The organism is Pseudoxanthomonas suwonensis (genome assembly GCF_000972865.1).
Lineage (GTDB): Bacteria > Pseudomonadota > Gammaproteobacteria > Xanthomonadales > Xanthomonadaceae > Pseudoxanthomonas > Pseudoxanthomonas suwonensis_B.
Genome location: NZ_CP011144.1, coordinates 1,342,533 through 1,364,204 on the forward strand (window position 1 = coordinate 1,342,533; position 21,672 = coordinate 1,364,204).

Genomic DNA, 21,672 nt, shown 5'->3' on the forward strand with positions numbered 1-21,672 from the left:
TCTTCATCAGGGGTTCCCGTTGTGCTGGTCCGGCAGCGCGCGGGTCATGAACGCGCTGCACGGGTCTTCGACGTAGTGGGCGAACGGTCCGCACGGCGCGAAGCCGAAGCGTTGGTAGAGGACGCGGGCCGGCGCGAATTCCGGCTGGGTTCCGGTCTCCAGGCTCAGCCGGCGATAGCCGCGCTGGCGCGCCTCGTCCAGGATGCGCCGCATCAGCGCCGTGGCCACGCCGCGGCCGCGGTACGCGGCGATGGTGCGCATCGACTTGATCTCGCCATGCCAGCCGCCCAGTTCGCGCAGGGCCGCGCAACCCACCAGCGTGCCGTCGTGCCAGGCGCTCCAGAAGGTGATGTCCGGCACCCGCAGCCGCGACAGCTCCAGCGCGTGGACGCTTTCCGGGGGCGAGATGCGATGCATCTCGTCCAGGTGCTCGCGCAGCAGCGCGGCGATCTCCGGACCGGTCAGCGGATCGATCGCGATCTGCATGTCCATGGCCTCAGACCCGCACCTCGCCCGCCGCCGCCCAGTGCAGGCGCCAACGCTGCTTGACCCCCACCAGGCACAGCGAGGCGGCGAGGGTCACGCCGGCGAACAGCCACAGGCCGAGCGCGTAGGAACCCAGGTTCTGCTTGACCACGCCCAGCCCGGCGGCGAGCAGGAAGCCGCCGACGCCGCCGGCCATGCCGATCAGGCCGGTCATCAACCCGATCTCGGCGCCGAAGCGCTGCGGCACCAGCTGGAACACCGCGCCGTTGCCGGCGCCCAGGCACAACAGCGTGGCCACGAACAGGGCCACCGTCGCCGCCGCGCCGCCGATGCCCAGCGCGGCGGTGGCCACCAACACGGTGACCGCGGCGTAGACCATCTGCAATGTGCGCGTTCCGCCGATGCGGTCGGCGATCACGCCGCCGACCGGGCGCATCACCGAGCCGGCCAGCACGCAGGCGGCGGTGGCCCAGCCGGCGAGCTTCGGCTCGAAACCGAACTGGTCGTGGAAATAGCCCGGCAGCGCGCTGGCGAAGCCGACGAAGCCGCCGAAGGTGATCGCGTAGAAGAACATGAACCACCACGAGTCGCGGTTGCCGACCAGCACCCGCGCGTAATCGCCCAGGGTCTTGCGCGGCACCGGCACCGGCGCGTCCTTCGCGCAGGCGACGAAGATCGCCAGCACCAGCAGCAGCGGGATCGCGGCCAGGCCGAACACGTTCTGGAAGCCGAACGCGGCGGCCAGCGCCGGCGCGAACAGCGCGGCGAGCACGGTGCCGGAGTTGCCGGCACCGGCGATCCCCATCGCCGTGCCCTGGTGCTCGGGCGGATACCAGCGCGAGGCCAGCGGCAGCGCCACCGCGAACGAGGCGCCGGCCACGCCCAGCATCACGCCCAGCAGCAGCGCCTGGCCCAGGCTGTGCACGCCCAGCCGCCAGGCGGCCAGCAGCGCGGCGATCACCACGATCTGGGCGAGCACGCCGGTGCGCTTGGCACCGATGCGGTCGGCGAGCAGGCCCAGGAACAAGCGCAGCACCGCGCCGCACAGGATCGGCACGGCCACCATCAGCGCGCGCTGCTGGGTGTCCAGCGCCAGCGCCTGCGCGATCTGCACCTGCATCGGGCCGAGCAGGTACCAGACCATGAAGCTCAGGTCGAAGTACAGGAACGCCGACAGCAGGGTGGGCGCGTGTCCGGCTTTCCAGAACGATCGGTTCATGCCACGCCATCTCCGGATGGGCCGTCCGCGGGTGCGGAGCGGCGTTGGACGGTTGCAACGGTTGCGCAGGAGAAACAAAAACGGCGTCTCCCGGTTCGCACCGGGGAGACGCCGTTGTCTGCGTGGCCTCGGCCGCCGTTGGCCTGGCTACGTGATCGGGTTGTGGGCGGGCACGCCGTTGTGCCTGCGATGCAGGGCTACGCAATGCACGTGCCAACTTCTGGCGCAGTGCAGCATGGGTGCCGGAAACGTTGCTGGATCAGGGAGTTGCGGGGTCGTCGACCGGTTTTTCCGCGGGTGGGCGCAGTCGTCGCCGCTGGCCGGGCTTGCACCGCATAGGTGCAGCCTCGCACTCGTATTGTGCAGCGCCGCAAAAGTCCCGTCGTTTCGGCGCAAGCCGGAAACGCTCCACAGCAGCCGCATGGCTGATCACCCGGCGTCTTGTGGGCCACGGGTAAAGACCCAAGTCACTGGGTTCCGGCTTGCGCCGGAACGACGGGGTTGGTGTCTTGTTGGGCGCGGTTACTGCGGGCGGCCGCGATCCAATGATGCGTCTTGCGCCGGCAGCAGCACACCCACGTCCTCCGCAGCCTGGTGGTAGACGTCCAGGCGGTAGACGTCGGCGAGCCACGCATCCGCATCGGCGTCACCGGTACCCTCGTCCCCGCCATCGGCGGCCGGCGGCAGCCAGCGCCAACGCCGGAACTGCTCCAGGAACCAGCGGCCGTCGGCGATGCGCGGCAGGTTCGCCGCGCCATCGGCATGGAATTGCAGCGACTGTTCCGGCACGTCGCCCGCACGCGGCAGCAGGCCCGCGGCCAGCCGGTCGAGCGGCAGGCCGATCGCATCCGGCGCCGCCAGCCACTGCGCGGCCTGTTCGCGGTGGCGGGGGTCGGCATCCAGCCAGCGGCAGGCTTCCAGCACCGCGGCCGTCAGCGCGGTCGCCAGCTCCGGCTGCAGCGCGGCGAAGTCGCGCCGGCAGGCCAGCACCTTTTCCGGATGACCGGGCCACAGCTGCCCGCTGCGGACCACCCGGCGGCCGGCGCCGGTCGCTTCGGCCTGTTCGCCCCAGGGCTCGCCGGCGCAGAAGCCGTCGAGCGCGCCGTCGGCCAGCGCGCGCGGCATCTGCGGCGGCGGCAGCGTCACCGCCTCGACGTCGCGCATCGGATCCACGCCCTGCGCGGCCAGCCAGTGGTACAGCCACAATGCGTGGGTGCCGGTGGGGAAGGTCTGCGCGAACACCGGCCGCCGCGGCAGCGCGCGCAACGCCTCGGCCAACGGCCGGCCCTGGGCCAGCGCCTCGGCCAGCGGCGGCGACAGGGCGATGGCCTGGCCGTTGCGGTTCAGGCCCATGAGGATGGCCAGGTCCGCTTGCGGGCCGCCGATGCCGGTCTGCACCGCCAGCACCAGCGCCGCCATCACGTGCGCCGCGTCCAGTTCACCCGACAGCAGGCGGTCGCGCAGCGTGGCCCACGACGCCTGCCGGTGCAGGCGCAGTTCCAGCCCGTGCTTGCGGTCCAGGCCCAGCCGCACCGCCGCGACCAGCGGCGCGGCGTCCAGCAGCGGCATGAAACCCACGTCCAGCGCGCGTGTTGCGGCTTGTGCGTTCGTCGTCATCGGCTCATCCCAACAGGTCGGCCATGGCCAGGATCCGGCGGGCCACGTCCGCCAGTTTCAGTCCCTGCTTCATCGCCTGCTGGCGCAGCGCGGCGTAGGCCTCGGCCTCGCTCATGCCGCGGCGGTCCATCAGCAGGCCCTTGGCGCGGTCGATGTCCTTGCGGTCGCCCAGCCTGCGCTCCAGTTCGTCCAGGCGCTGCCGCGCGTGCGACTGCTGCTCGAAGCGGGCCATGGCAACGCTGAGCACCGGCGCCAGCCGCGCCGGCGACAGGCCGTCGACCACGTAGGCGGCCACGCCGGCGCCGAGTGCGTCTCGGATCAGCGCGTCGTCGCCGTCGGCCGAGAACATCACCACCGGGCGCGGCGCGTGCCGGTGGAGCATCGCCAGCTGCTCCAGGGTGTCGCGCGAAGGCGACTCCACGTCGAGGATCACCACGTCCGGTTGCCGGTCCTGTACCGCCTTGAGCAGGCCGGCGGCGGCGGCCACGTGCGGCAGCACCTCGTAGCCGGCCGCGCGCAGCGCCTGCTCCAGCTCGGCGATGGGCTTGTCGGTGTCGTTGACCAGCAGGACGCGAAGCATCGGGCGACGGGTGGCGTGGAAGTGGCTTCGAGCCCGATGTTGCCATGCAACATGAAGCCGCGGCGAGTCCCGGTGCGTCTTGCTCGCTGTTTTAGGAGCCGGGCTTGCCCGCGACGCGACGCCGTGGGCGCAGGCGACTCTTTCATGGTTCCGACGCCCGTGTCGCCGACTGAAGTCAGCTCCTACAGAAGAGCGACAGCATCGCAACCATTGTAGGAGCCGGGTTCAGCCGGCGACCCGACGCCCTCGGCACAGGCGACGCCCTCATGGCCCCGACGCACGTGTCGCCGGCTGAACCCGGCTCCTACAGGTGGAACATCGCCTTGGCCAGCACCACGATGGCCAGCACGTGCAGCAGCACGCTGCGGTGCAGGCGCCGCGAGCGTGGCCCGTCCAGGCGGCCACGCCGCTGCTGGACCATCGCCCACAGGAAATGGCCGAACACGCTGGCCGCCAGCGCGATCTTGACCACCAGCAGCAGGGCGAAGGCGCTGTCCAGCGGGCGCGCCAGCGCGCCGCGGTGGTGCCAGGCCAGGCCCAGCCCGGCCGCGTACAGCGCCAGCAGCACCCAGGGCATGATCCGGCGCGCGCGCTCGGCGAACGCCGCCTCCAGCCGCAGTCCCGCCGCCGCCGGCAACCGCCGGCGCACCCCGGGCAGGAACAGCACCTCGAACAGCACCGTGCCGGCGAACGCCATCGCGGCCAGCAGGTGCACGAGCAGGAGCAGCAGGTAGGCCATGCCGGCAGCGTGGCGCGGGTCGTCGCCAGGCGCCTTGACCGGGATCAGGTCGCGCGCATCGTCACCTGGCTGAAGCATCCGCGGCAGCGGCCGCCGGATTGACCTGCATCAAGGACAGGGCCGCCGCCCGCGCCTAGCCTGTGCGCCATGGCCACCCTGTCCGCCCTTTTCGACCCGCAGCTGCTCCAGCGCTACGACGTGCCGGGGCCGCGCTACACCTCCTACCCGACCGCGCCGCAGTTCAGCTCCGGCTTCGGCGAGGCCGAGTTGCGCCAGGTCGCCGCCGCCACCAACGGCGATCCGATCCCGCGCCCGATCTCGCTGTACCTGCACATCCCGTTCTGCACCAGCCCGTGCTTCTACTGCGGCTGCAACCGGATCATCACCCGCGATGCCACCCGCGGCGCGGCCTACCTCACCCGCCTGTACCGCGAGATCGACCTGGCCGCGGCGATGTTCGACCGCGACCGCGACGTGGAACAGGTCCATTTCGGCGGCGGCACGCCCAACTTCCTCTCCCCGGAGCAGATCGCCGAGGCGCTGGACGTGCTTCGCCGCCATTTCCGCTTCGCCGCGGGCGAGCGCATGGACTGCTCGATCGAACTGGACCCGCGCTTCATCACCCCGGCCGAGGTCGGCCAGCTGGCGCAGGCCGGCTTCAACCGCGCCAGCCTGGGCGTGCAGGATTTCGACCCGGTGGTGCAGCAGGCGGTCAACCGCGTGCAGGGCGTGGAGCAGACCCTGGGGATCATCGAGGCCTGTCGCGAGCACGGCTTCCGCTCGGTCAACGTCGACCTGATCTACGGCCTGCCCAAGCAGACGCTCGAAGGCTTCTCCCGCACCCTGGACATCACCCTGCAGGCGCGGCCGGACCGGCTGGCGATCTACGGCTATGCGCACCTGCCGAACCTGTTCCGCCCGCAGCAGCGCATCCACGCCGAAGACCTGCCCTCGCCGGAAGCCAAGCTCGACCTGCTGCGCCTGGCGATCGACCGGCTCGGCGCAGCCGGCTACCAGTACATCGGCATGGACCACTTCGCCCTGCCCGATGACGAGCTGGCCCGCGCCCAGCGCGAGGGCGGCCTGCATCGCAACTTCATGGGCTACACCACCCACGCCGAGAGCGACCTGGTCGGCCTGGGCGTGAGCGCGATCAGCCACATCGGCGCCAGCTTCAGCCAGAACCCGCGCGACCTGCCCGGCTGGGAGCAGGCGATCGACGCCGGCCGGCTGCCGGTGTGGCGCGGCATGCACCTGGACGAGGACGACGTGATCCGCGCCGACGTGATCCAGGCGCTGATGTGCCACGGCGAACTGGACTTCGATGCGCTCGGCCGCCGCCACGTGATCGATTTCCGCGCCTACTTCGGCGATGCGCTGGCGCGGCTGGTGCCGCTGCAGGACGACGGCCTGGTCGAACTCGATCGACGCGGTCTTCACGCGACCTCGCGCGGCCGCCTGCTGCTGCGTATCATCGCCATGTGCTTCGACCGCTACCTCACGCCAGCCGCCAACGGATCGTCCGCCCAAGGGCAGAACGAGGCGGCATCGCCCCGGTACTCGCGCACCGTCTGAACCCGGCGGGGAGCCGCGCATGAGTCCGCAGACCGTGTTCCCGCGCAGCGGGCCGGCCGTGATGGCCGACGACGGCGACGCGCTGACCTTCTGCTCGACCTGCGCGTTCTCCCAGGCCTGCCTGTCCGAGGGCATGGACAAGAGCGCGCTGATGGACCTGCACGTGCTGGTCGAGCATGTCGGCCCGCTGCATCCGGGCGAGCACGTGTTCCGCGAGGGCGACCCGTTCACCGCGATCGCTGCGGTCCGCGCCGGTACAGTCAAGACCTACCAGATCGACCGCAACGGGCACGAACAGGTGCTGGGCTTCCACCTGCCCGGCGAGGTGATCGGCCTGAACGCGATCCACGGCGACCGCTACCCATGCAATGCGGTGGCGCTGGACACGGTGATGCTGTGCCGGTTCTCGTTCCCCAAGATCGCGCTGCTGGCCACGCGCCTGCCCAACCTGCAGCAGCACCTGTTCCGGCTGATGAGCCGCGACATCGGCGTGGCCTCGCTGTTCGCGCGCGACAACACCGCCGACGAGCGCATGGCCGCGTTCCTGATCGGGCTGTCGCGGCGTCTCGCCGCGCGCGGTTTCTCGCCGCGCCGGTTCCAGCTGACCATGTCGCGCACCGACATCGCCAACTACCTGCGCCAGGCGCCGGAAACCGTGAGCCGCGTGCTGCGCCGCTTCGAGCAGGAAGGCCTGCTGCACATCAAGCAGCGCGACGTGGAGATCGTGGACATGGCGCGGCTGGAAGCGCTGGCGCTGGCGGTGCTGCGGGACTGAGGCCGCCACCACGCAGCTGCCCTTTGTAGGAGCCGGGTTCAGCCGGCGACGCGACGCCGGCGGCACAGGCGACGCCCTCGTGATCCCGACGCCCGTGTCGCCGACTGAAGTCAGCTCCTACAGAAGAGCGCCAAGCCGTAGAAGGGGAAAGCCCCGCGCGGTTGCTGTTGTAGGAGCCGGGTTCAGCCGGCGACGCGACGCCGTCGGCACAGGCGACGCCCTCGTGGTTCCGACGCCCGTGTCGCCGACTGAAGTCAGCTCCTACAGAAGAGCGCCGAGCCGCAGGAGGGGAAAGCCCCGCGCGGTTGCTGTTGTAGGAGCCGGGTTCAGCCGGCGACCCGACGCCGTCGGCACAGGCGACGCCCTCATGGTTCCGACGCCCGTGTCGCCGACTGAAGTCGGCTCCTACAGAAGAGCGCCGAGCCGCAGGAGGGGAAAGCCCCGCGCGGTTGCTGTTGTAGGAGCCGGGTTCAGCCGGCGACCCGACGCCGCCGGCACAGGCGACGCCCTCGTGGTTCCGACGCCCGTGTCGCCGACTGAAGTCAGCTCCTACAGAAGAGCGCCGAACCGCAGAAAGGGGGAAGCCCGGCACGGCCGATGCATGCGGCTTGACCTGCGTCATGGAGGCCGCGGTCGCCCGCGCCGAACATGCGGCCATTCCCCGCAGGAGAGAGCCGCGTCATGAATTCCACCCGCAAGCTTTGGGCAGGCCTGGCGGTCCTGCTCATCGCCTCGTTCGCCGCCCTGCTCTGGGTCGGCAGCGAGATCCACCGCCAGGCCCCGCCCATGCCCGAACGGGTAGTCGCCACCGATGGCACCGTGGTCTACACCCGCCAGGACATCGAGACCGGCCGCCAGGTCTGGCAGTCGATCGGCGGCCAGCAGCTGGGCTCGATCTGGGGCCACGGCGGCTACGTCGCCCCGGACTGGGGCGCGGACTGGCTGCACCGCGAGGCCGAGGCGATCCTCGACCTGTGGGCCACGCGCGAGCACGGCGTCGACGGCTACAAGGCGCTGGACGGCGCCACCCAGGCCGCCTACACCCACCGCGTGCAGGCCCTGCTGCGCCCGAACACCTGGAACGCGGCCACCGGCACGATCACCGTCGACCCCGACCGCGCGATGGCCATCCGCACCGTCGCCGGCCACTACCAGCTCCTGTTCGGCAACGACCCGTCCACCGCGGCGCTGCGCGAGGCCTACGCCATGCGCAACAACACGGTGCCCGACGCCGAACACCGCCGCCAGCTGACCGCGTTCTACTGGTGGGCGGCGTGGTCCTCGGTCACCGAACGACCCGGCTCTGACATCACCTACACCGCCAACTGGCCGCACGACGAGCTGGTCGGCAACACCCCGCCGTCCAACCTGTTCATCTGGACGGTGTTCAGCGTGCTGTTCCTGATCGCCGGCATCGGCCTGCTCGGCTGGCACTACGCGGTCAGCCACGGCGAGGAAATGGTGCCGGTGCTGCCCAAGAGCGACCCGCTGGCCGCGATCAAGGTCACCCCGTCGATGCGCGCCACCGCCAAGTACTTCTGGGTGGTGATGGCGCTGTTCCTGGTGCAGATCCTGCTGGGCGCGATCACCGCGCACTACCAGGTCGAAGGCCAGGAGGCCTACGGCTTCGCCCTGGCCGACATCCTGCCCTACTCGCTCACCCGCACCTGGCACACGCAGCTGTCGGTGCTGTGGATCGCCACCGCCTGGCTGGGCATGGGCCTGTACATCGGCCCGGCGATCTCCGGGCACGAGCCAAGGTTCCAGCGGCTCGGCGTCAACGTGCTGTGGACCTGCCTGCTGATCATAGTGATAGGCGCCTTCACCGGGCAGTGGCTGGCGGTGATGCAGAAGCTGGGCCTGGACAAGAACTTCTGGTTCGGCCACCAGGGCTGGGAATACGTCGACCTGGGCCGCTTCTGGCAGTGGTTCCTGTTCATCGGCCTGCTGCTGTGGCTGACCCTGGTCGGCCGCGCGCTGTGGCCGGCCATGCGCACCGGCACCGAATCGCGCTCGATCGTGGGCCTGCTGTTCCTGTCGGTGGTCGCGATCGGCGTGTTCTACGCCGCCGGCCTGATGTGGGGCGAGCACACCCACCTGTCGATGGTCGAGTACTGGCGCTGGTGGGTCGTGCACCTGTGGGTGGAAGGCTTCTTCGAGGTGTTCGCGGTGGCGGTGATCGCCTTCCTGTTCACCCGCCTGGGCCTGTTGCAGACCCGCACCGCCACCATCGCGGTGCTGTTCGCCACCATCGTGTTCATGGCCGGCGGCGTGCTCGGCACCCTGCACCACCTGTACTTCACCGGCACGCCCACGGCGGTGATCGCGCTGGGCGCCAGCTTCTCGGCGCTGGAAGTGGTGCCGCTGGCCTACGTCGGTTTCGAGGCCTACCACAACTACAGGCTGGGCAAGGCCACGCCGTGGATGGAGCGCTACCGCTGGCCGATCATGTTCTTCCTGGCGGTCTCGTTCTGGAACCTGGTCGGCGCGGGTCTGTTCGGCTTCCTGATCAACCCGCCGCTGGCGCTGTACTACATGCAGGGCCTGAACCTGACCCCGACCCACGGCCACACCGCGCTGTTCGGCGTGTACGGCATGCTCGGCATCGGCCTGATGCTGTTCTGCCTGCGCGGGCTGAAGCCGGACGTGGTGTGGAGCGAGCGGCTGCTGAAAACCTCGTTCTGGTCGCTCAACATCGGCCTGGCCGGCATGGCCGCGTTCACCCTGCTGCCGCTGGGCATCCTCCAGCTCATCGCCGCGATCGACCACGGCTACTGGTACGCGCGCTCGGCCGAGTTCATGCAGCAGCCGATCGTGGACCTGCTGGTGTGGATGCGGGTGCCGGCCGACACGTTGTTCAGCGTCGGCGCGCTGGCCCTGGCCTGGTTCGTGTTCCGGTTGTGGGTGGCGCCGAAGCGGGAGGCGCCGGTGCCGTCGGCCACCGCGGTCGCCGCGGCGGCGGCGATCGTGCCGAAGCACTGAGTCCTGCCACGACGCAGTACCTCATCGGGGCCGCCAGCGTGCGGCCCCGATGCCGTTGCGGCACCTTGTGCGGCAAAGCGCAGCGGCAAGGCAGCGAGGCACGCGGGACGCCGCGCTTGCGCTAGGCCGCCGCCTTTCCCGGCACCCAGCGCGAGGCCAGGCGCTGCTCCTCCTCCTGGACCGCCTTCTCCGCCTCGATCAGCCGGGCACGGAAATCCTGGACGGCGGTGTTCGCCGCGAGCCGGCTGCCCAGCGTCACCATGCCGTAGTTGAGCTGCAGCCACGGCTCGGTCCCGAGGACGACCAGCTCCCCTCGCTCCAGCTCCCGGGCGACGCAGGCCAGGCTGCTGACCATGATCGCGTCGGAGCCGCACACGGTCCGCTTGACCAGCGAATGGTCGCTGCACAGCAGCGCGGGAAACGCCTCGGTCTGCACCGGCTCGGCGACGGAACGGGACAGCGCCGCCAGCGCGGGCTCCAGCAGGCGCGGCGGGATCCGGGCCAGGGCCGCGAGCGGATGGCGCAGGATCCCGCCCAGGCCCGGATACGGCTGGCCCGCGAGCGGATGCCCGGCACGCGCCAGGAAGTACAGCGGATGCCGCGACAGCGGCTCGACCCGCAGGTCGCGCTCGTGCTCCAGCGTGCTGGTCTCGGCGACGAACAGGTCGAGCTCGTGGTTCCTCAGCCGCGGCAGCAGTTCGTCCCAGTTGCGCACCTCCACCCGCACCTTGCAGCGCGGGTGCGCGCCGATGAAGGCGGCCACGGCACGGCCGACCAGGGCTTCCGCCGGAAAGGGACCGGCTCCGATCGAAAGCTCATGGCAGGTGACCACCGGGTTGCCGAGCAGCCGCTCGTGCAGGTCGTCGGCCATGCGCGTGATCTGCCGCGCATCCTCGATCAGCACCCGGCCCAGGTCCGTCGGCACCACGCCGTGGCCCTCGCGCAGGAACAGCGGCGCGCCGATCTGACCTTCCAGCGCCTGGATGCTGCGCGACAGCGCGGGCTGGCTGATATGCAGGGACGCGGCCGCCCGGCTGAAGCTGCCGTACTCCTCGAGCGCCAGTATGTGACTGAGTTGCCGGAGTTTTATCGACATGAGCCTGGGGTATCGCCGCCATGACAAGAACGCATTGGACAGCGTTCCCGGGGTTTGCCAATCCTAAACCAGGCGCCGCAGAGGCGCCCGCCAGCCGCCTTGCGGCGTCCATGTCCGGGGAAACCGTCATGCGCAGCCTGCTATCGAAAACGTTCTCAATCGCCGTCGCCAGCGCCATCGGGCTGGCGGCCCCGTCCGCCATCGCGGCCGGCCAGGCCTCCGCGGACGGCCATTTCCACCCCGAGGGCAAGCCGGCCTCGCGCTTCACCGTCGAGCTGCGCAACGGGGTGAAGAAGGCGCTGCCGTTCGAGGACGTGCGCGACTTCGAGGAGAACGAGCGTGGCCTGATCGCCGTGCCGCCGTTCAAGCAGATCATGGCCGACGCCGGCCACGTCGCCTGGGACATGGAAAGCTACAGCTTCCTGCTGCAGGGCAAGGACTTCGACAGCATCAACCCGTCGCTGCAGCGCCAGGCGATCCTCAACATGGCCTACGGCCTGTACGAGGTGCTGCCCGGCAGGATCTACCAGGTGCGCGGGTTCGACCTGGCCAACATCACCTTCATCAAGGGCGACACCGGCTGGATCGTCTTCGACCCGGCCACGGCCGCCGAGACCGCGCGCGCCGCCTTGAAGTTCGTCAACGAGAAGCTCGGCGAGCGCCCGGTGGTGGCGGTGGTCTATTCGCACTCGCACATGGACCACTTCGGCGGCGTCCACGGCGTGGTCGACGAGGCCGACGTGCGCTCGGGCAAGGTCAAGATCATCGCGCCGGAAGGCTTCCTGCACGAGGCGATCTCCGAGAACGTGTTCGCCGGTACCGCCATGGCCCGGCGTGGCCGCGTCCAGTACGGCCTGCTGCTGGCACGCAGCGAGCACGGGCACGTGGACCAGTCGATCGGCAAGAACGTCGCCAACGGCAACACCGGCCTGATCGCGCCCACCGTGGACATCACCGAGGATTTCCAGGAACTGACCGTCGACGGCGTCAGGATGGTGTTCCAGAACACGCCCGACACCGAGGCGCCGGCCTCGATGAACACCTGGTTCCCGGACTGGAAGGCGTTCTGGGCGGCCGAGGTGGTGACCGGCACCATCCACAACATCTACACCCTGCGCGGCGCGCCGGTGCGCAACTCGCTCAACTGGTCCAAGCAGATCAACGCTGCCATACACAACTTCCAGGGCGTGGAAGTGCTGTTCGCTTCCCACAGTTGGCCGCGTTGGGGCAATGCCCGCATCCTGGAGGTGCTGCGCGCGCAGCGCGACCTGTACGCCAACATGAACAACGGCGCTCTGCGCCTGGCCAACATGGGCGTGACCGTCAACGAAGTCCACAACGTCTACCGCTCGCCGCCCAGCCTGCAACGGCAATGGGCCGCGCGCAGCTACCACGGCTCGGAGGCGATCAACAGCCGCGCCATCATCAACCGCTTCATCGGCTTCTGGGACGGCAACCCGGTCAACCTGGAGCCGCTGCCGCAGACCGAGAGCGGGCGGCTGTACGTGGAGATGATGGGAGGCTCGGCCAGGATCCTGGCCAAGGGCCGCGAGCTGATCGACCAGGGCAAGTACCTGCACGCGGGCGAGATCCTCAACCGCCTGGTGTTCGCCGAGCCGTCCAACCAGGCCGCCCGCAACCTGCTGGCCGACGCCTTCGAGCAGCTCGGCTACCAGCGCGAGTCGCCCAGCCTGCGCAACACCTATCTCAACATGGCCTACGAGCTGCGTTCCGGCATGCAGGAAGGCGTGATGCAATCGTCGAGCAGTCCGGACGTGATCCGCGCCATGGCCACCGACCAGTGGCTGGATTTCCTCGGCATCAGCGTGGACAGCGCCAAGGCCGAGGGCATGCGCTTCACCATCAACCTGGTCACCCCCGACAACGGCGAGAAGTTCCTGATCGAGATGAGCAACGCCACGCTCACCAACATCAAGGGCTTCACCGCCGCGGACGCGGACCTGACCATCACCCTGGACCGCAGCGAACTGGACCGGATCATGATGGGCACCAGCAGCTTCGAGGCGCTGGAACGCGAGGGCAAGGTCCGCTTCGCCGGCGACCGGCGACCGCTCGCGCAGCTCGCCGGCACCCTGACCCAGTTCACGCCGGACTTCGAGGTGTTCCCGGGCACCCGCAACGCGCGGCCTGCGCCGGCGCCGGCCAAGCCGTTCCAGGTGGTGCTGCAGCCGGTGACGACCTTCGTCGACTGACCGCGCCGGCGCGGCGGGCCTGACTGGCCGAGCGCTTCGGGGCGCCGGCGGGTGGTGGTTGCGCGCCGGCTTGCAGGCCCTGTCCTGCTGCGAGCTGCCCGCCGACGCTCAATGGTTGGTGTAGCTCGCGTTGCCCAGCCCGGTGCCGATGGTCAGCACCGCCCAGCGCCGCGCCTTGCGCATGCGCCGCTGCTCGCTCAGTCCCTGCACCACCGCGTCGTTGTGCAGCACGGTGCGCGGGACCGAGCCGCCGACCGGATCGAGCTTCGGCGCCAGCGCTTCGGGCAGGTGGAACGGCCGCTCCCAGTCGCCGGGCAGGTTCTGCGCGCCCTGAACGATGGCGCCGTCGCGCTCGATCCGGCCGGGGCAGGCCACGCCGACGAACGGCGCCAGGTCGATGTCCAGCGTGCGCGCCTGCGCGGCCAGGCCGTTGAGCATCGCCGCCAGGCGGGCGACCGCGTCGCCGCGCCCGGGGTCGTCGTCGGCATGGCGCCATTTCAGCGATTCGACCACCCGCGCCTTGCTGCCGTCGTCGGCCTTGTCCAGCCGGTGCTCGACGATGCCGCAGCGCAGGTTGGTGCCGCCGATGTCCACCGCCAGGAAGGCGCCGTGGCGGTGCAGCGCCGGCGGCAGCAGCGTCGCCCAGCCGAGCAGGCCGGCTTCGTCGGCATCGCGGTCCAGCGTGTGCAGCTTCACGCCTGCGCCGGCCAGGTCGAGCAGGCGCGTGGCCCGGCGGATCGCCAGGGCACCGGTCTCGTGGTCGGGGAAGCCGCCGCCCAGCAGGATCCGCTCCACGCCCCGCCACTGCGGCTGGGCCAGGAACACCTGCATCACGTACGCCAGTTGCCGCGCGTATTCCTCCACCGTCAGGTGCACCAGGTGCGCGGCGTCGGGATCGCCGCCGAGCAGCACCCGGTCGATGGCCTTCTTGCCCAGTTCGGCCGCCGGGGTCTTGCCGAACGGATCCCTGGCGGTGCGGTGGCGCCGGCGCGCGCCGTCCAGCAGGTCGCCGAACGCGGCGCGGCTGGCGCGATCGCCAAGGAAGCCGTCGCCGTCCGGGTCGCGCACGACCAGGTTGTAGTGGTCGATGCTCACCCGCGGCAGGTGGCTGGCACCGTGCAGGCCGCGGTCGTCTCCGGGTGACGCCGTGCGGGTAGAACGGCGAGGCATGGGCGCGGTGCTCCTGCGGGATGGTAGGCAGGGTGCCTGCGGTCGCGTGAGAGCCCCATCAATTCCACGGAAGTGGCGGGGCGCGGACTTTCGGAAGGAAGGCGAAGCGCCGGTGCCGGCAGCTCCGCCACCGTCGTGGCTGCCGCGGGCCCCACACCATGCATCGATCCGATGCGACACCGGCAAGGGAGCGTCGCAGGCATGCGACGCCGCCTCGATGCTCGCTCGTTCCGCCGCCTGCAATTCCATAACGGCCGGCTTGGCGCCTACCATGCCGCCGATGCTCCGCCTGCTGCGCCACCGTCTCGTCCATTTGCGCCTGTCGGCGCTGGCTGTGCTGGCACTGGCGGTGCTGGCCAACCCGCTGCTGGCCGCGCTGGGCGACCTGCATGAGCTGGGCAGCGGCAGCGGGCACCTGCATTCGGTGGCCGAGCACGCCACCGGCGACGCCGGGCACGACCGGCATGGCGGCCATGAGGACGGTGACCTGCTGCACGCGCTGATGCACGCCAGCCACTGCTGCGGCCATCCCACCGCGGTGGTGCCGGGGCCGACGCTGGCGCTGGCGCTCCTGCCCGTGGCCGCGCCGGCGCCGCCGGCGGTACGGCCGCCACCGGCGGTCCGGCCGGATTCCCCGCTGCGTCCCCCGATCGCGGCCTGACGCCCGTGGCCGGCGCCCTGCCGGCCTGCAACGTCAACGACCCGATCCGGAGACTCCCATGTGGTTGCGACTGGCGGCTGTGGCCGCCTTCGCGATCGCGCCCTGCGCGCAGGCGCAGGCGCCATCGCCCGAGACATCCCCCGAGACCCTGGCCTTGGACGACGCCTTCGCGCGCGTCGCCCGGGCGCATCCCGACCTGCGGCTGTTCGGCGCGCAGACCGAGGTCCTGCTCGCCGAACGCGACCAGGCCGCGCTGAAGCCGGCCCTGCGCGCCGGCCTGGAGGTCGAGAACGCACTGGGCACCGGTGCGGCACGCGGCTTCGACCAGGCCGAGATCACCCTCAGCCTGGCCGGGGTGCTCGAGCGCGGCGGCAAGCTCGACGCGCGACGCGCCCTGGCGCAGGGCCGCATCGACGCGCTGTCGGTGCAGCGCGAGGCGCAGCGGCTGGACCTGCTGGCCGAAACCGCGCGTCGCTACCTGGCCGTCGCCGGCACGCAGGCGCAGGCCGACATCACCCGGCTGGACATCGAACAGCGCAGGCGCACCGTGGACGCCGCGCGCCGGCGGCTGCAGGCCGGCGCCTCGCCCGAATCGGTGCTGCTCACCGCGCAGGCGGCGCTGGCCAAGGCCGAACTGGCGCTGGAGCGCACCGTCCAGCAGGAACAGGCAGCCATGCAGCACCTGGCCGCGCTGTGGGGCCAGCGTGATCCGGACTTCCGCCTCGCGCCGTCCGATCCGTTGCGGCTGCCCGAGATCGCCGGCCTGGACACGCTGACCGGCCACCTGGAGCGTACGCCCGAACTGGCCCGCTTCGCCGACGCGCAGCGCATCGGCGAGGCGCGCGTGCGACTGGCACGAAGCGCGGCCACCCCGGACCTGGACTGGCAACTCGGCGTGCGCCGGCTGCAGGAAAGCGGCGACACCGCGCTGGTCGGCAGCCTGTCGCTGCCGCTGGGTGGCACCCGCCGCGCGCAGCCGGAAATCCGCGCCGCCGAAGCCGCGCTGGCGGCGCTGGAGATCGAGCGCGAATCGCAGGACGTCGCCCTGTACTCCACCCTGGTCGACGCGCACGGCCGCTACCGCGTGGCCCAGCTCGAAGTGCGGCGCACCGCCAGCGACGTGCTGCCGCCGTTGGCGCATGCCGAGCGCGCGGCCGAGCGCGCGTACCGGGCCGGCGCGGTCAGCTACCTGGAATGGGCGCAGCTGCAGTCCGAACGGACCGCGACCCAGCGCCAGCAGCTCGACGCAGCGCTCGAAGCGCGACGCGCCCTCATCGAAATCCAGCGCCTGACCGGCCAGCCGTTCGTGGCCGGCCCCGGCGCGAGCGAACAAGGAACCGTGCCATGAACCGCTGCCTCTCCGGCACCCTGCTGCTGGTCCTGCTGCTGTCCGCCTGCGGCCACGGTGCGGACGATGCCGACCACGACCACGGCAAGGAAGAAGCCGGCCACGCCCACGGAGAAGACGATCATGGCGGCCGCGCCGAAGACGGGCATGCGCACGACGACGGGCACGGCGACGAGCACGCCGACCGCACCGTCATCGCCGCCGACATCGCCGACGCCTCCGGTATCCGCGTCGCACCGGCCGGCCCGGGCACCATCGCCGACGAGCACGAAGTGCAGGGCCTGCTGACCCCCATCGAGGGCCGCGCCGCGCAGGTGGCCGCGCGCTATCCCGGCCCGGTCCGCAGCCTGTCCGCCCACCTCGGCGACCGGGTCCGCGCCGGGCAGACCCTGGCCACGGTGGAAAGCAACCTGAGCCTGACCACCTACGCCATCGCCGCGCCGATCGCCGGCACGGTGCTGGCGCGCCACGCCAGCCTCGGCAGCGTGGTCGCCGAAGGCGCGCCGCTGTTCGAGATCGCCGACCTGTCCGAACTGTGGGTGGACCTGCACATCTTCGGCGCCGACGCCGGCCACATCGTGCCGGGCGTGCCGGTCACCGTCACCCGCCTGAGCGACGGCGTCACCGCACGGACCACGCTCGAGCGCGTGCTGCCGGGCACCGCCACCGCCAGCCAGAGCACGGTCGCGCGCGCGGTGCTGGCCAACGATGACGGCCTGTGGCGTCCCGGTTCGGCGGTCAAGGCGCGCATCGCCGTCGAACAGACCCCGGCCGCGCTGGTGGTGCCGGTCGCGGCGCTGCAGACCCTGGAAGGCCGCGAGGTGGTGTTCGTGCGCCGCGGCGACACCTACACCGCGCATCCGGTCGCACTGGGCAAGCGCGACGCGCGGTATGTGGAAGTGCTGGACGGCCTTGAGGCCGGCGACGCGGTGGTGGTCGAGCAGAGCTACCTGATCAAGGCCGACATCGGCAAGGCGGGAGCCGCGCATGAACACTGACCGCCCCGAGGACAGTGGCGCCGGCATGCTCGAACGCATCATCGGCTTCGCCATCGCCCACCGCTGGCTGATGCTGGCGCTGACCCTGGCGCTGGTCGCGGTGGGCGCGTGGAGCTTCCGCCAGCTGCCGATCGACGTCACCCCCGACATCACCAACGTGCAGGTGCAGGTCAACACGGCCGCACCAGGCTACTCGCCGCTGGAGGCCGAGCAGCGGGTGACCTACCCGCTGGAGACCGCGCTGGCCGGCCTGCCCGGGCTGGACCACACCCGCTCGCTGTCGCGCTACGGCCTGTCGCAGGTGACCGTAGTGTTCCACGACGGCACCGACCTGTACTTCGCCCGCCAGCAGGTGGTCGAACGCATCGCCCAGGCCCGCTCGCAACTGCCCGCGGGCCTGGAGCCGGAGATGGGCCCGATTGCAACAGGCATGGGCGAGATCTTCATGTACACCGTGCAGGCCGACCCGGAGGCGCGCAAGGACGACGGCACGCGGTACACCGCCACCGACCTGCGCACGCTGCAGGACTGGGTGATCCGGCCACAGCTGCGCAACGTGCCCGGGGTGACCGAGGTCAACACCATCGGCGGCTACGCGCGCCAGCTCCACATCACCCCCGACCCGGCGCGGATGGTGGCGCTGGGCTTCGGCTTCGACGACGTGGTGCGCGCGGTGGTGGCGAACAACCGCAACGTCGGCGCCGGCTACATCGAGCGCAACGGCCAGGAGCTGCTGGTCCGCGCACCGGGCCAGGTCGCCGACGCCGACGGCATCGGTGAGATCGTGCTCGACCGCCGCGACGGCGTGCCGATCCGGGTGCGCGACGTGGCCGCGGTCGGCGAAGGCCGCGAGCTGCGCACCGGCGCGGCCACGCTCGACGGCGGCGAGGTGGTGCTGGGCACGGTGTTCATGCTGGTCGGCTCCAACAGCCGCGAGGTCGCGCGGGCCGCCGCCGCGCGGCTGCAGGAAGCCAACCGCAGCCTGCCCGCCGGCGTGTCGGCGCTGCCGGTCTACGACCGCACCGCGCTGGTCGACCGCACCATCCGCACCGTCGCCACCAACCTGGTCGAGGGCGCGCTGCTGGTGATCGCGGTGCTGTTCCTGCTGCTGGGCAACTTCCGCGCGGCGCTGATCACCGCGGCGGTGATCCCGCTGGCGATGCTGTTCACCCTGACCGGCATGGTCCGCGGCGGCGTCTCCGGCAACCTGATGAGCCTGGGCGCGCTGGACTTCGGCCTGATCGTCGACGGCGCGGTGATCATCATCGAGAACTGCCTGCGCCGCTTCGGCGAACTGCAGCGGCGACTCGGCCGCCTGCTCACCGATGCCGAACGGCTGGCCGCCACCGCTTCGGCCACCGCCGAGGTGATCCGGCCCAGCCTGTTCGGCCTGGGCATCATCGCCGCGGTGTACCTGCCGATCTTCGCGCTCGGCGGCGTGGAAGGAAAAATGTTCCACCCGATGGCGATCACCGTGGTGCTGGCCCTGACCGGTGCGATGCTGCTGTCGCTGACGTTCGTGCCGGCGGCGGTCGCGGTGTTCCTGCGCGGCAAGGTCGAGGAAAAGGACACCCGGCTGATGCAGTGGGCGCGCCGCGGCTACCGCCCGGTGCTGGACCGGGCGCTGCGCCGGCCCGCGATTGTGGTCGGCGGCGCGCTGGCCCTGCTGGTCGCCTGCGGCCTGCTGGCCATGCGCCTGGGCTCGGAGTTCGTGCCGAGCCTGGACGAGGGTGACATCACCGTGCACGCCATGCGCATCCCCGGTACCAGCCTCGGCCAGGCGGTGGCGATGCAGGCAATGCTGGAGAAGACCTTCGCCGGCTTCCCGGAGGTGGAGCGGGTGTTCAGCAAGATCGGCACCGGTGAGGTGGCCAGCGACCCGATGCCGCCGTCGGTCACCGACACCTTCATCATGCTCAAGCCGCGCAAGGCATGGCCCGACCCGCGCAAGCCCAAGGCGCGCCTGCTGGAGGAACTGGAGGCGGCCGCGCAGCGGCTGCCCGGCAACAACTACGAGTTCACCCAGCCGATCCAGATGCGCATGAACGAACTGATCTCCGGCGTGCGCGCGGACGTGGCGGTCAAACTGTACGGCGACGACCTGGAGACGCTGGCCGATACCGGGCACAGGATCGAGACGGTGGCCAGGACCCTCGCCGGCGCGGCCGACGTGCGCATGGAACAGGCCGACGGCCTGCCTATGCTGACCGTGACGCCCGACCGCGCCGCATTGGCCCGCTACGGGCTCAATCCCGGCGACGTGCAGGACACCGTGGCCATGGCCGTGGGCGGCGAAGTGGCCGGCCAGCTGTTCGAGGGCGACCGCCGCTTCGACATCGTCGTGCGCCTGCCCGAGCACCTGCGCCAGGACCCGGCGGCGCTGGCCGACCTGCCGATCCCGCTGCGTCCCGGCGGCAGCCAGGACGAATCGGTAAGCCGCGCGGCCTGGCCTTCCGGCGAACCGCGCACGGTGCCGCTGCGCGAGGTGGCGCGGATCGAGACCGTGCTCGGCCCCAACCAGGTCAACCGCGAGAACGGCAAGCGCCGCGTGGTGGTGACCGCGAACGTGCGCGGCCGCGACCTCGGCGGCTTCGTCGACGAACTGCGCGGGCGCATCGCCGCGGACGTCGAACTGCCCACCGGCTACTGGATCGACTACGGCGGCACCTTCGAGCAGCTGGCCTCCGCCAGCCGCCGCCTGGGCATCGTCGTGCCGGCCACGCTGCTGCTGATCCTGGCGCTGCTGTTCTGGGCGTTCGGCTCGATGAAGGACGCCGCCCTGGTCTTCACCGGCGTGCCGCTGGCGCTGACCGGCGGCGTGGTGGCACTGGCGCTGCGCGGGATCCCGCTGTCGATCTCCGCCGGCGTGGGCTTCATCGCGCTGTCCGGCGTGGCGGTGCTCAACGGCCTGGTGATGGTCACCTTCATCCGCAGGCTGCGCGAGCAGGGCGCCGCGCTCGATGCGGCGGTGACCGACGGCGCGCTGGGCCGGCTGCGGCCGGTGCTGATGACCGCGCTGGTGGCGTCGCTGGGCTTCCTGCCGATGGCGCTGAACGTGGGCGCCGGCTCGGAGGTGCAGCGGCCGCTGGCCACGGTGGTGATCGGCGGCATCGTTTCCTCGACCCTGCTGACCCTGGTGGTGCTGCCGGTGTTGTACCGGGGCCTGCATGGGCGCAGGCCGTTGAAGGGGGATGCCGTATGAGGTTCATCCGATACGGCAGATCACATGAGGCTGCTATCGGGCGAAAGCGGACACCCATACCCTCGATAAACATCCCTAATCCCCAGCCCTGCTGATGCGCACTTCCGGCCAGAAGCGGACATCAACACTTGAGTAAGCCGCGCCGCGAAGCGGCGTTGGCTTGAACGAACTGTAGGCCGGATCTACGCGACCCTTACAGCCGCCGGGATCGCAGCGATGATTGTCCGTTCCGCTTGATCTACGAAGTGACGCTGATTGGCCAGAAACTGTTGCTCTGCAGAATTGAATCGGTTCTCTGGATCGATGTCTTGAAGAGCTTCGCTAGACACCAAACACGCAATTTCGCGGCCTAGAAAACGGACTTGGAAACTGTAGCCCTCAAGGGTTTCAGTTCCTTTCCCGGTAAAAATTGCGTTCATCCAATTCCCCCCAAAGTTGTAGGCTTATTCTACGGTATGGCGGTCATAGCTCGATCCGCAAGTGGGCCCAGTGATTCTGAAGAAGCGGCACCAGCCGTTCCTTTAGCAGGCCAAGCGTTGCGTCTGTCTTTACTATGATCGCGTGGGAACCGTCTCGACGAACCTCGGTGACGCCTTCTAGCCATTCAGCATCATGAGCGAGCGCGTTGAGATGCATCTCAAACTCATGCTCTTCAGGCATGAAATGACAATGGTGATCGAAATCATCATTCGTAATCTCTCGGAACACGACACGATGCTGCATGTCCACCCCTGTGATGCCTAACGCCAGAATTAAGCCGAGCCGACAAGCGCTTCGGCTTGAACGAATTGTTAGCGCTCAACTGCTCTGGATTAGTTCGAGCTCCGCGAGCTTTTGCTGCAGAGATTGAGCACACAGGCCGAAAGCTCCGTCAACCTCCATTGCCACCTTGGCGCCGGTTCCGTTGGGAGTAGCCGTCGCACCGACAATTGTGTTCACAGCAAAAATCTCGGGCCGACGGGCCTTCGCAGCAGCCAGCCACTCCCTAAGCTCCCCCGCTTGGGGATGCGA

The 21,672-nt window shown here is 70.4% G+C and carries 17 protein-coding genes; 8 read left to right on the top strand and 9 right to left on the bottom strand.

Going from position 1 to position 21,672, the window contains the following annotated elements; all coding sequences use genetic code 11:
* Positions 1-6 precede the first annotated feature (6 nt).
* The 5 genes from WQ53_RS05700 to WQ53_RS05720 all read right to left on the bottom strand — a co-directional run bounded on the left by WQ53_RS05700 (position 7) and on the right by WQ53_RS05720 (position 4,719).
* Positions 7-492, bottom strand: a complete 486-nt coding sequence (locus WQ53_RS05700; protein WP_330217148.1) for a GNAT family N-acetyltransferase — start codon at positions 490-492, stop codon at positions 7-9.
* A 4-nt stretch (positions 493-496) separates the two neighbouring features.
* Positions 497-1,666 carry a nitrate/nitrite transporter gene (locus WQ53_RS05705; protein ID WP_173427229.1) on the bottom strand — a complete coding sequence of 390 codons (1,170 nt, stop codon included), beginning with the start codon at positions 1,664-1,666 and terminating at the stop codon, positions 497-499.
* Between the two features lie 561 nt (positions 1,667-2,227).
* Positions 2,228-3,322 (bottom strand): CmpA/NrtA family ABC transporter substrate-binding protein, encoded by a 1,095-nt coding sequence (locus tag WQ53_RS05710; RefSeq protein WP_052631178.1) that lies wholly within the window; start codon positions 3,320-3,322, stop codon positions 2,228-2,230.
* Between the two features lie 4 nt (positions 3,323-3,326).
* On the bottom strand, positions 3,327-3,902 hold the full coding sequence (locus tag WQ53_RS05715; protein WP_052631179.1) for an ANTAR domain-containing response regulator: 576 nt from the start codon (positions 3,900-3,902) through the stop codon (positions 3,327-3,329).
* A gap of 304 nt (positions 3,903-4,206) precedes the next feature.
* Complete coding sequence (locus WQ53_RS05720) at positions 4,207-4,719, bottom strand: CopD family copper resistance protein (RefSeq protein WP_201774030.1); 513 nt, start codon at positions 4,717-4,719, stop codon at positions 4,207-4,209.
* Positions 4,720-4,788: 69 nt separating this feature from the next.
* Between WQ53_RS05720 and hemN the strand changes: the two genes are divergently transcribed.
* The 3 genes from hemN to WQ53_RS05735 all read left to right on the top strand — a co-directional run bounded on the left by hemN (position 4,789) and on the right by WQ53_RS05735 (position 9,973).
* The gene (gene hemN, locus WQ53_RS05725; protein ID WP_052631180.1) at positions 4,789-6,216 is read left to right on the top strand and encodes an oxygen-independent coproporphyrinogen III oxidase; all 1,428 of its coding nucleotides are present in this window, start codon (positions 4,789-4,791) and stop codon (positions 6,214-6,216) included.
* Between the two features lie 19 nt (positions 6,217-6,235).
* Positions 6,236-6,991, top strand: a complete 756-nt coding sequence (locus tag WQ53_RS05730; protein WP_052631181.1) for a helix-turn-helix domain-containing protein — start codon at positions 6,236-6,238, stop codon at positions 6,989-6,991.
* A gap of 681 nt (positions 6,992-7,672) precedes the next feature.
* Complete coding sequence (locus WQ53_RS05735) at positions 7,673-9,973, top strand: nitric-oxide reductase large subunit (RefSeq protein WP_052631182.1); 2,301 nt, start codon at positions 7,673-7,675, stop codon at positions 9,971-9,973.
* Between the two features lie 121 nt (positions 9,974-10,094).
* Here the strand turns inward: WQ53_RS05735 and WQ53_RS05740 are convergent, their stop codons facing one another.
* Entirely contained in the window at positions 10,095-11,069 is a 975-nt protein-coding gene (locus tag WQ53_RS05740; protein WP_052631183.1) for a LysR family transcriptional regulator, read from the bottom strand.
* Between the two features lie 128 nt (positions 11,070-11,197).
* Here WQ53_RS05740 and WQ53_RS05745 point away from each other — a divergent pair, with 128 nt between their 5' ends.
* Positions 11,198-13,282 carry an alkyl/aryl-sulfatase gene (locus WQ53_RS05745; protein ID WP_082112872.1) on the top strand — a complete coding sequence of 695 codons (2,085 nt, stop codon included), beginning with the start codon at positions 11,198-11,200 and terminating at the stop codon, positions 13,280-13,282.
* 108 nt (positions 13,283-13,390) lie between these two features.
* On the opposite strand, the gene WQ53_RS05750 is transcribed toward WQ53_RS05745, so the two are convergent.
* The gene (locus WQ53_RS05750) at positions 13,391-14,452 is read right to left on the bottom strand and encodes an ROK family protein (protein ID WP_052631185.1); all 1,062 of its coding nucleotides are present in this window, start codon (positions 14,450-14,452) and stop codon (positions 13,391-13,393) included.
* A 271-nt stretch (positions 14,453-14,723) separates the two neighbouring features.
* On the opposite strand from WQ53_RS05750, the gene WQ53_RS05755 reads away from it, so the two are divergent.
* Genes WQ53_RS05755 through WQ53_RS05770 form a run of 4 tightly spaced genes read left to right on the top strand, consistent with a single transcriptional unit; the run spans position 14,724 to position 20,661 of the window.
* The gene (locus WQ53_RS05755) at positions 14,724-15,113 is read left to right on the top strand and encodes a DUF2946 family protein (protein WP_052631186.1); all 390 of its coding nucleotides are present in this window, start codon (positions 14,724-14,726) and stop codon (positions 15,111-15,113) included.
* Between the two features lie 58 nt (positions 15,114-15,171).
* Positions 15,172-16,461 (top strand): TolC family protein, encoded by a 1,290-nt coding sequence (locus WQ53_RS05760; protein WP_052631187.1) that lies wholly within the window; start codon positions 15,172-15,174, stop codon positions 16,459-16,461.
* Complete coding sequence (locus WQ53_RS05765) at positions 16,458-17,459, top strand: efflux RND transporter periplasmic adaptor subunit (protein ID WP_052631188.1); 1,002 nt, start codon at positions 16,458-16,460, stop codon at positions 17,457-17,459. The genes WQ53_RS05760 and WQ53_RS05765 overlap by 4 nt, the downstream gene beginning before the upstream one ends.
* Positions 17,460-17,484: 25 nt before the next feature.
* A complete protein-coding gene (locus WQ53_RS05770) occupies positions 17,485-20,661 on the top strand; it encodes an efflux RND transporter permease subunit (RefSeq protein WP_052633940.1) in 3,177 nt (1,058 codons plus the stop codon).
* A 182-nt stretch (positions 20,662-20,843) separates the two neighbouring features.
* On the opposite strand, the gene WQ53_RS16620 is transcribed toward WQ53_RS05770, so the two are convergent.
* Together WQ53_RS16620 and WQ53_RS16625 are read right to left on the bottom strand one after the other, a co-directional pair.
* The gene (locus WQ53_RS16620; RefSeq protein ID WP_144409233.1) at positions 20,844-21,080 is read right to left on the bottom strand and encodes a DUF1488 family protein; all 237 of its coding nucleotides are present in this window, start codon (positions 21,078-21,080) and stop codon (positions 20,844-20,846) included.
* Positions 21,081-21,123: 43 nt separating this feature from the next.
* Positions 21,124-21,384, bottom strand: coding sequence for a hypothetical protein (locus WQ53_RS16625; RefSeq protein WP_144409234.1), 261 nt, complete (start codon positions 21,382-21,384; stop codon positions 21,124-21,126).
* Between the last annotated feature and the right edge of the window lie 288 nt (positions 21,385-21,672).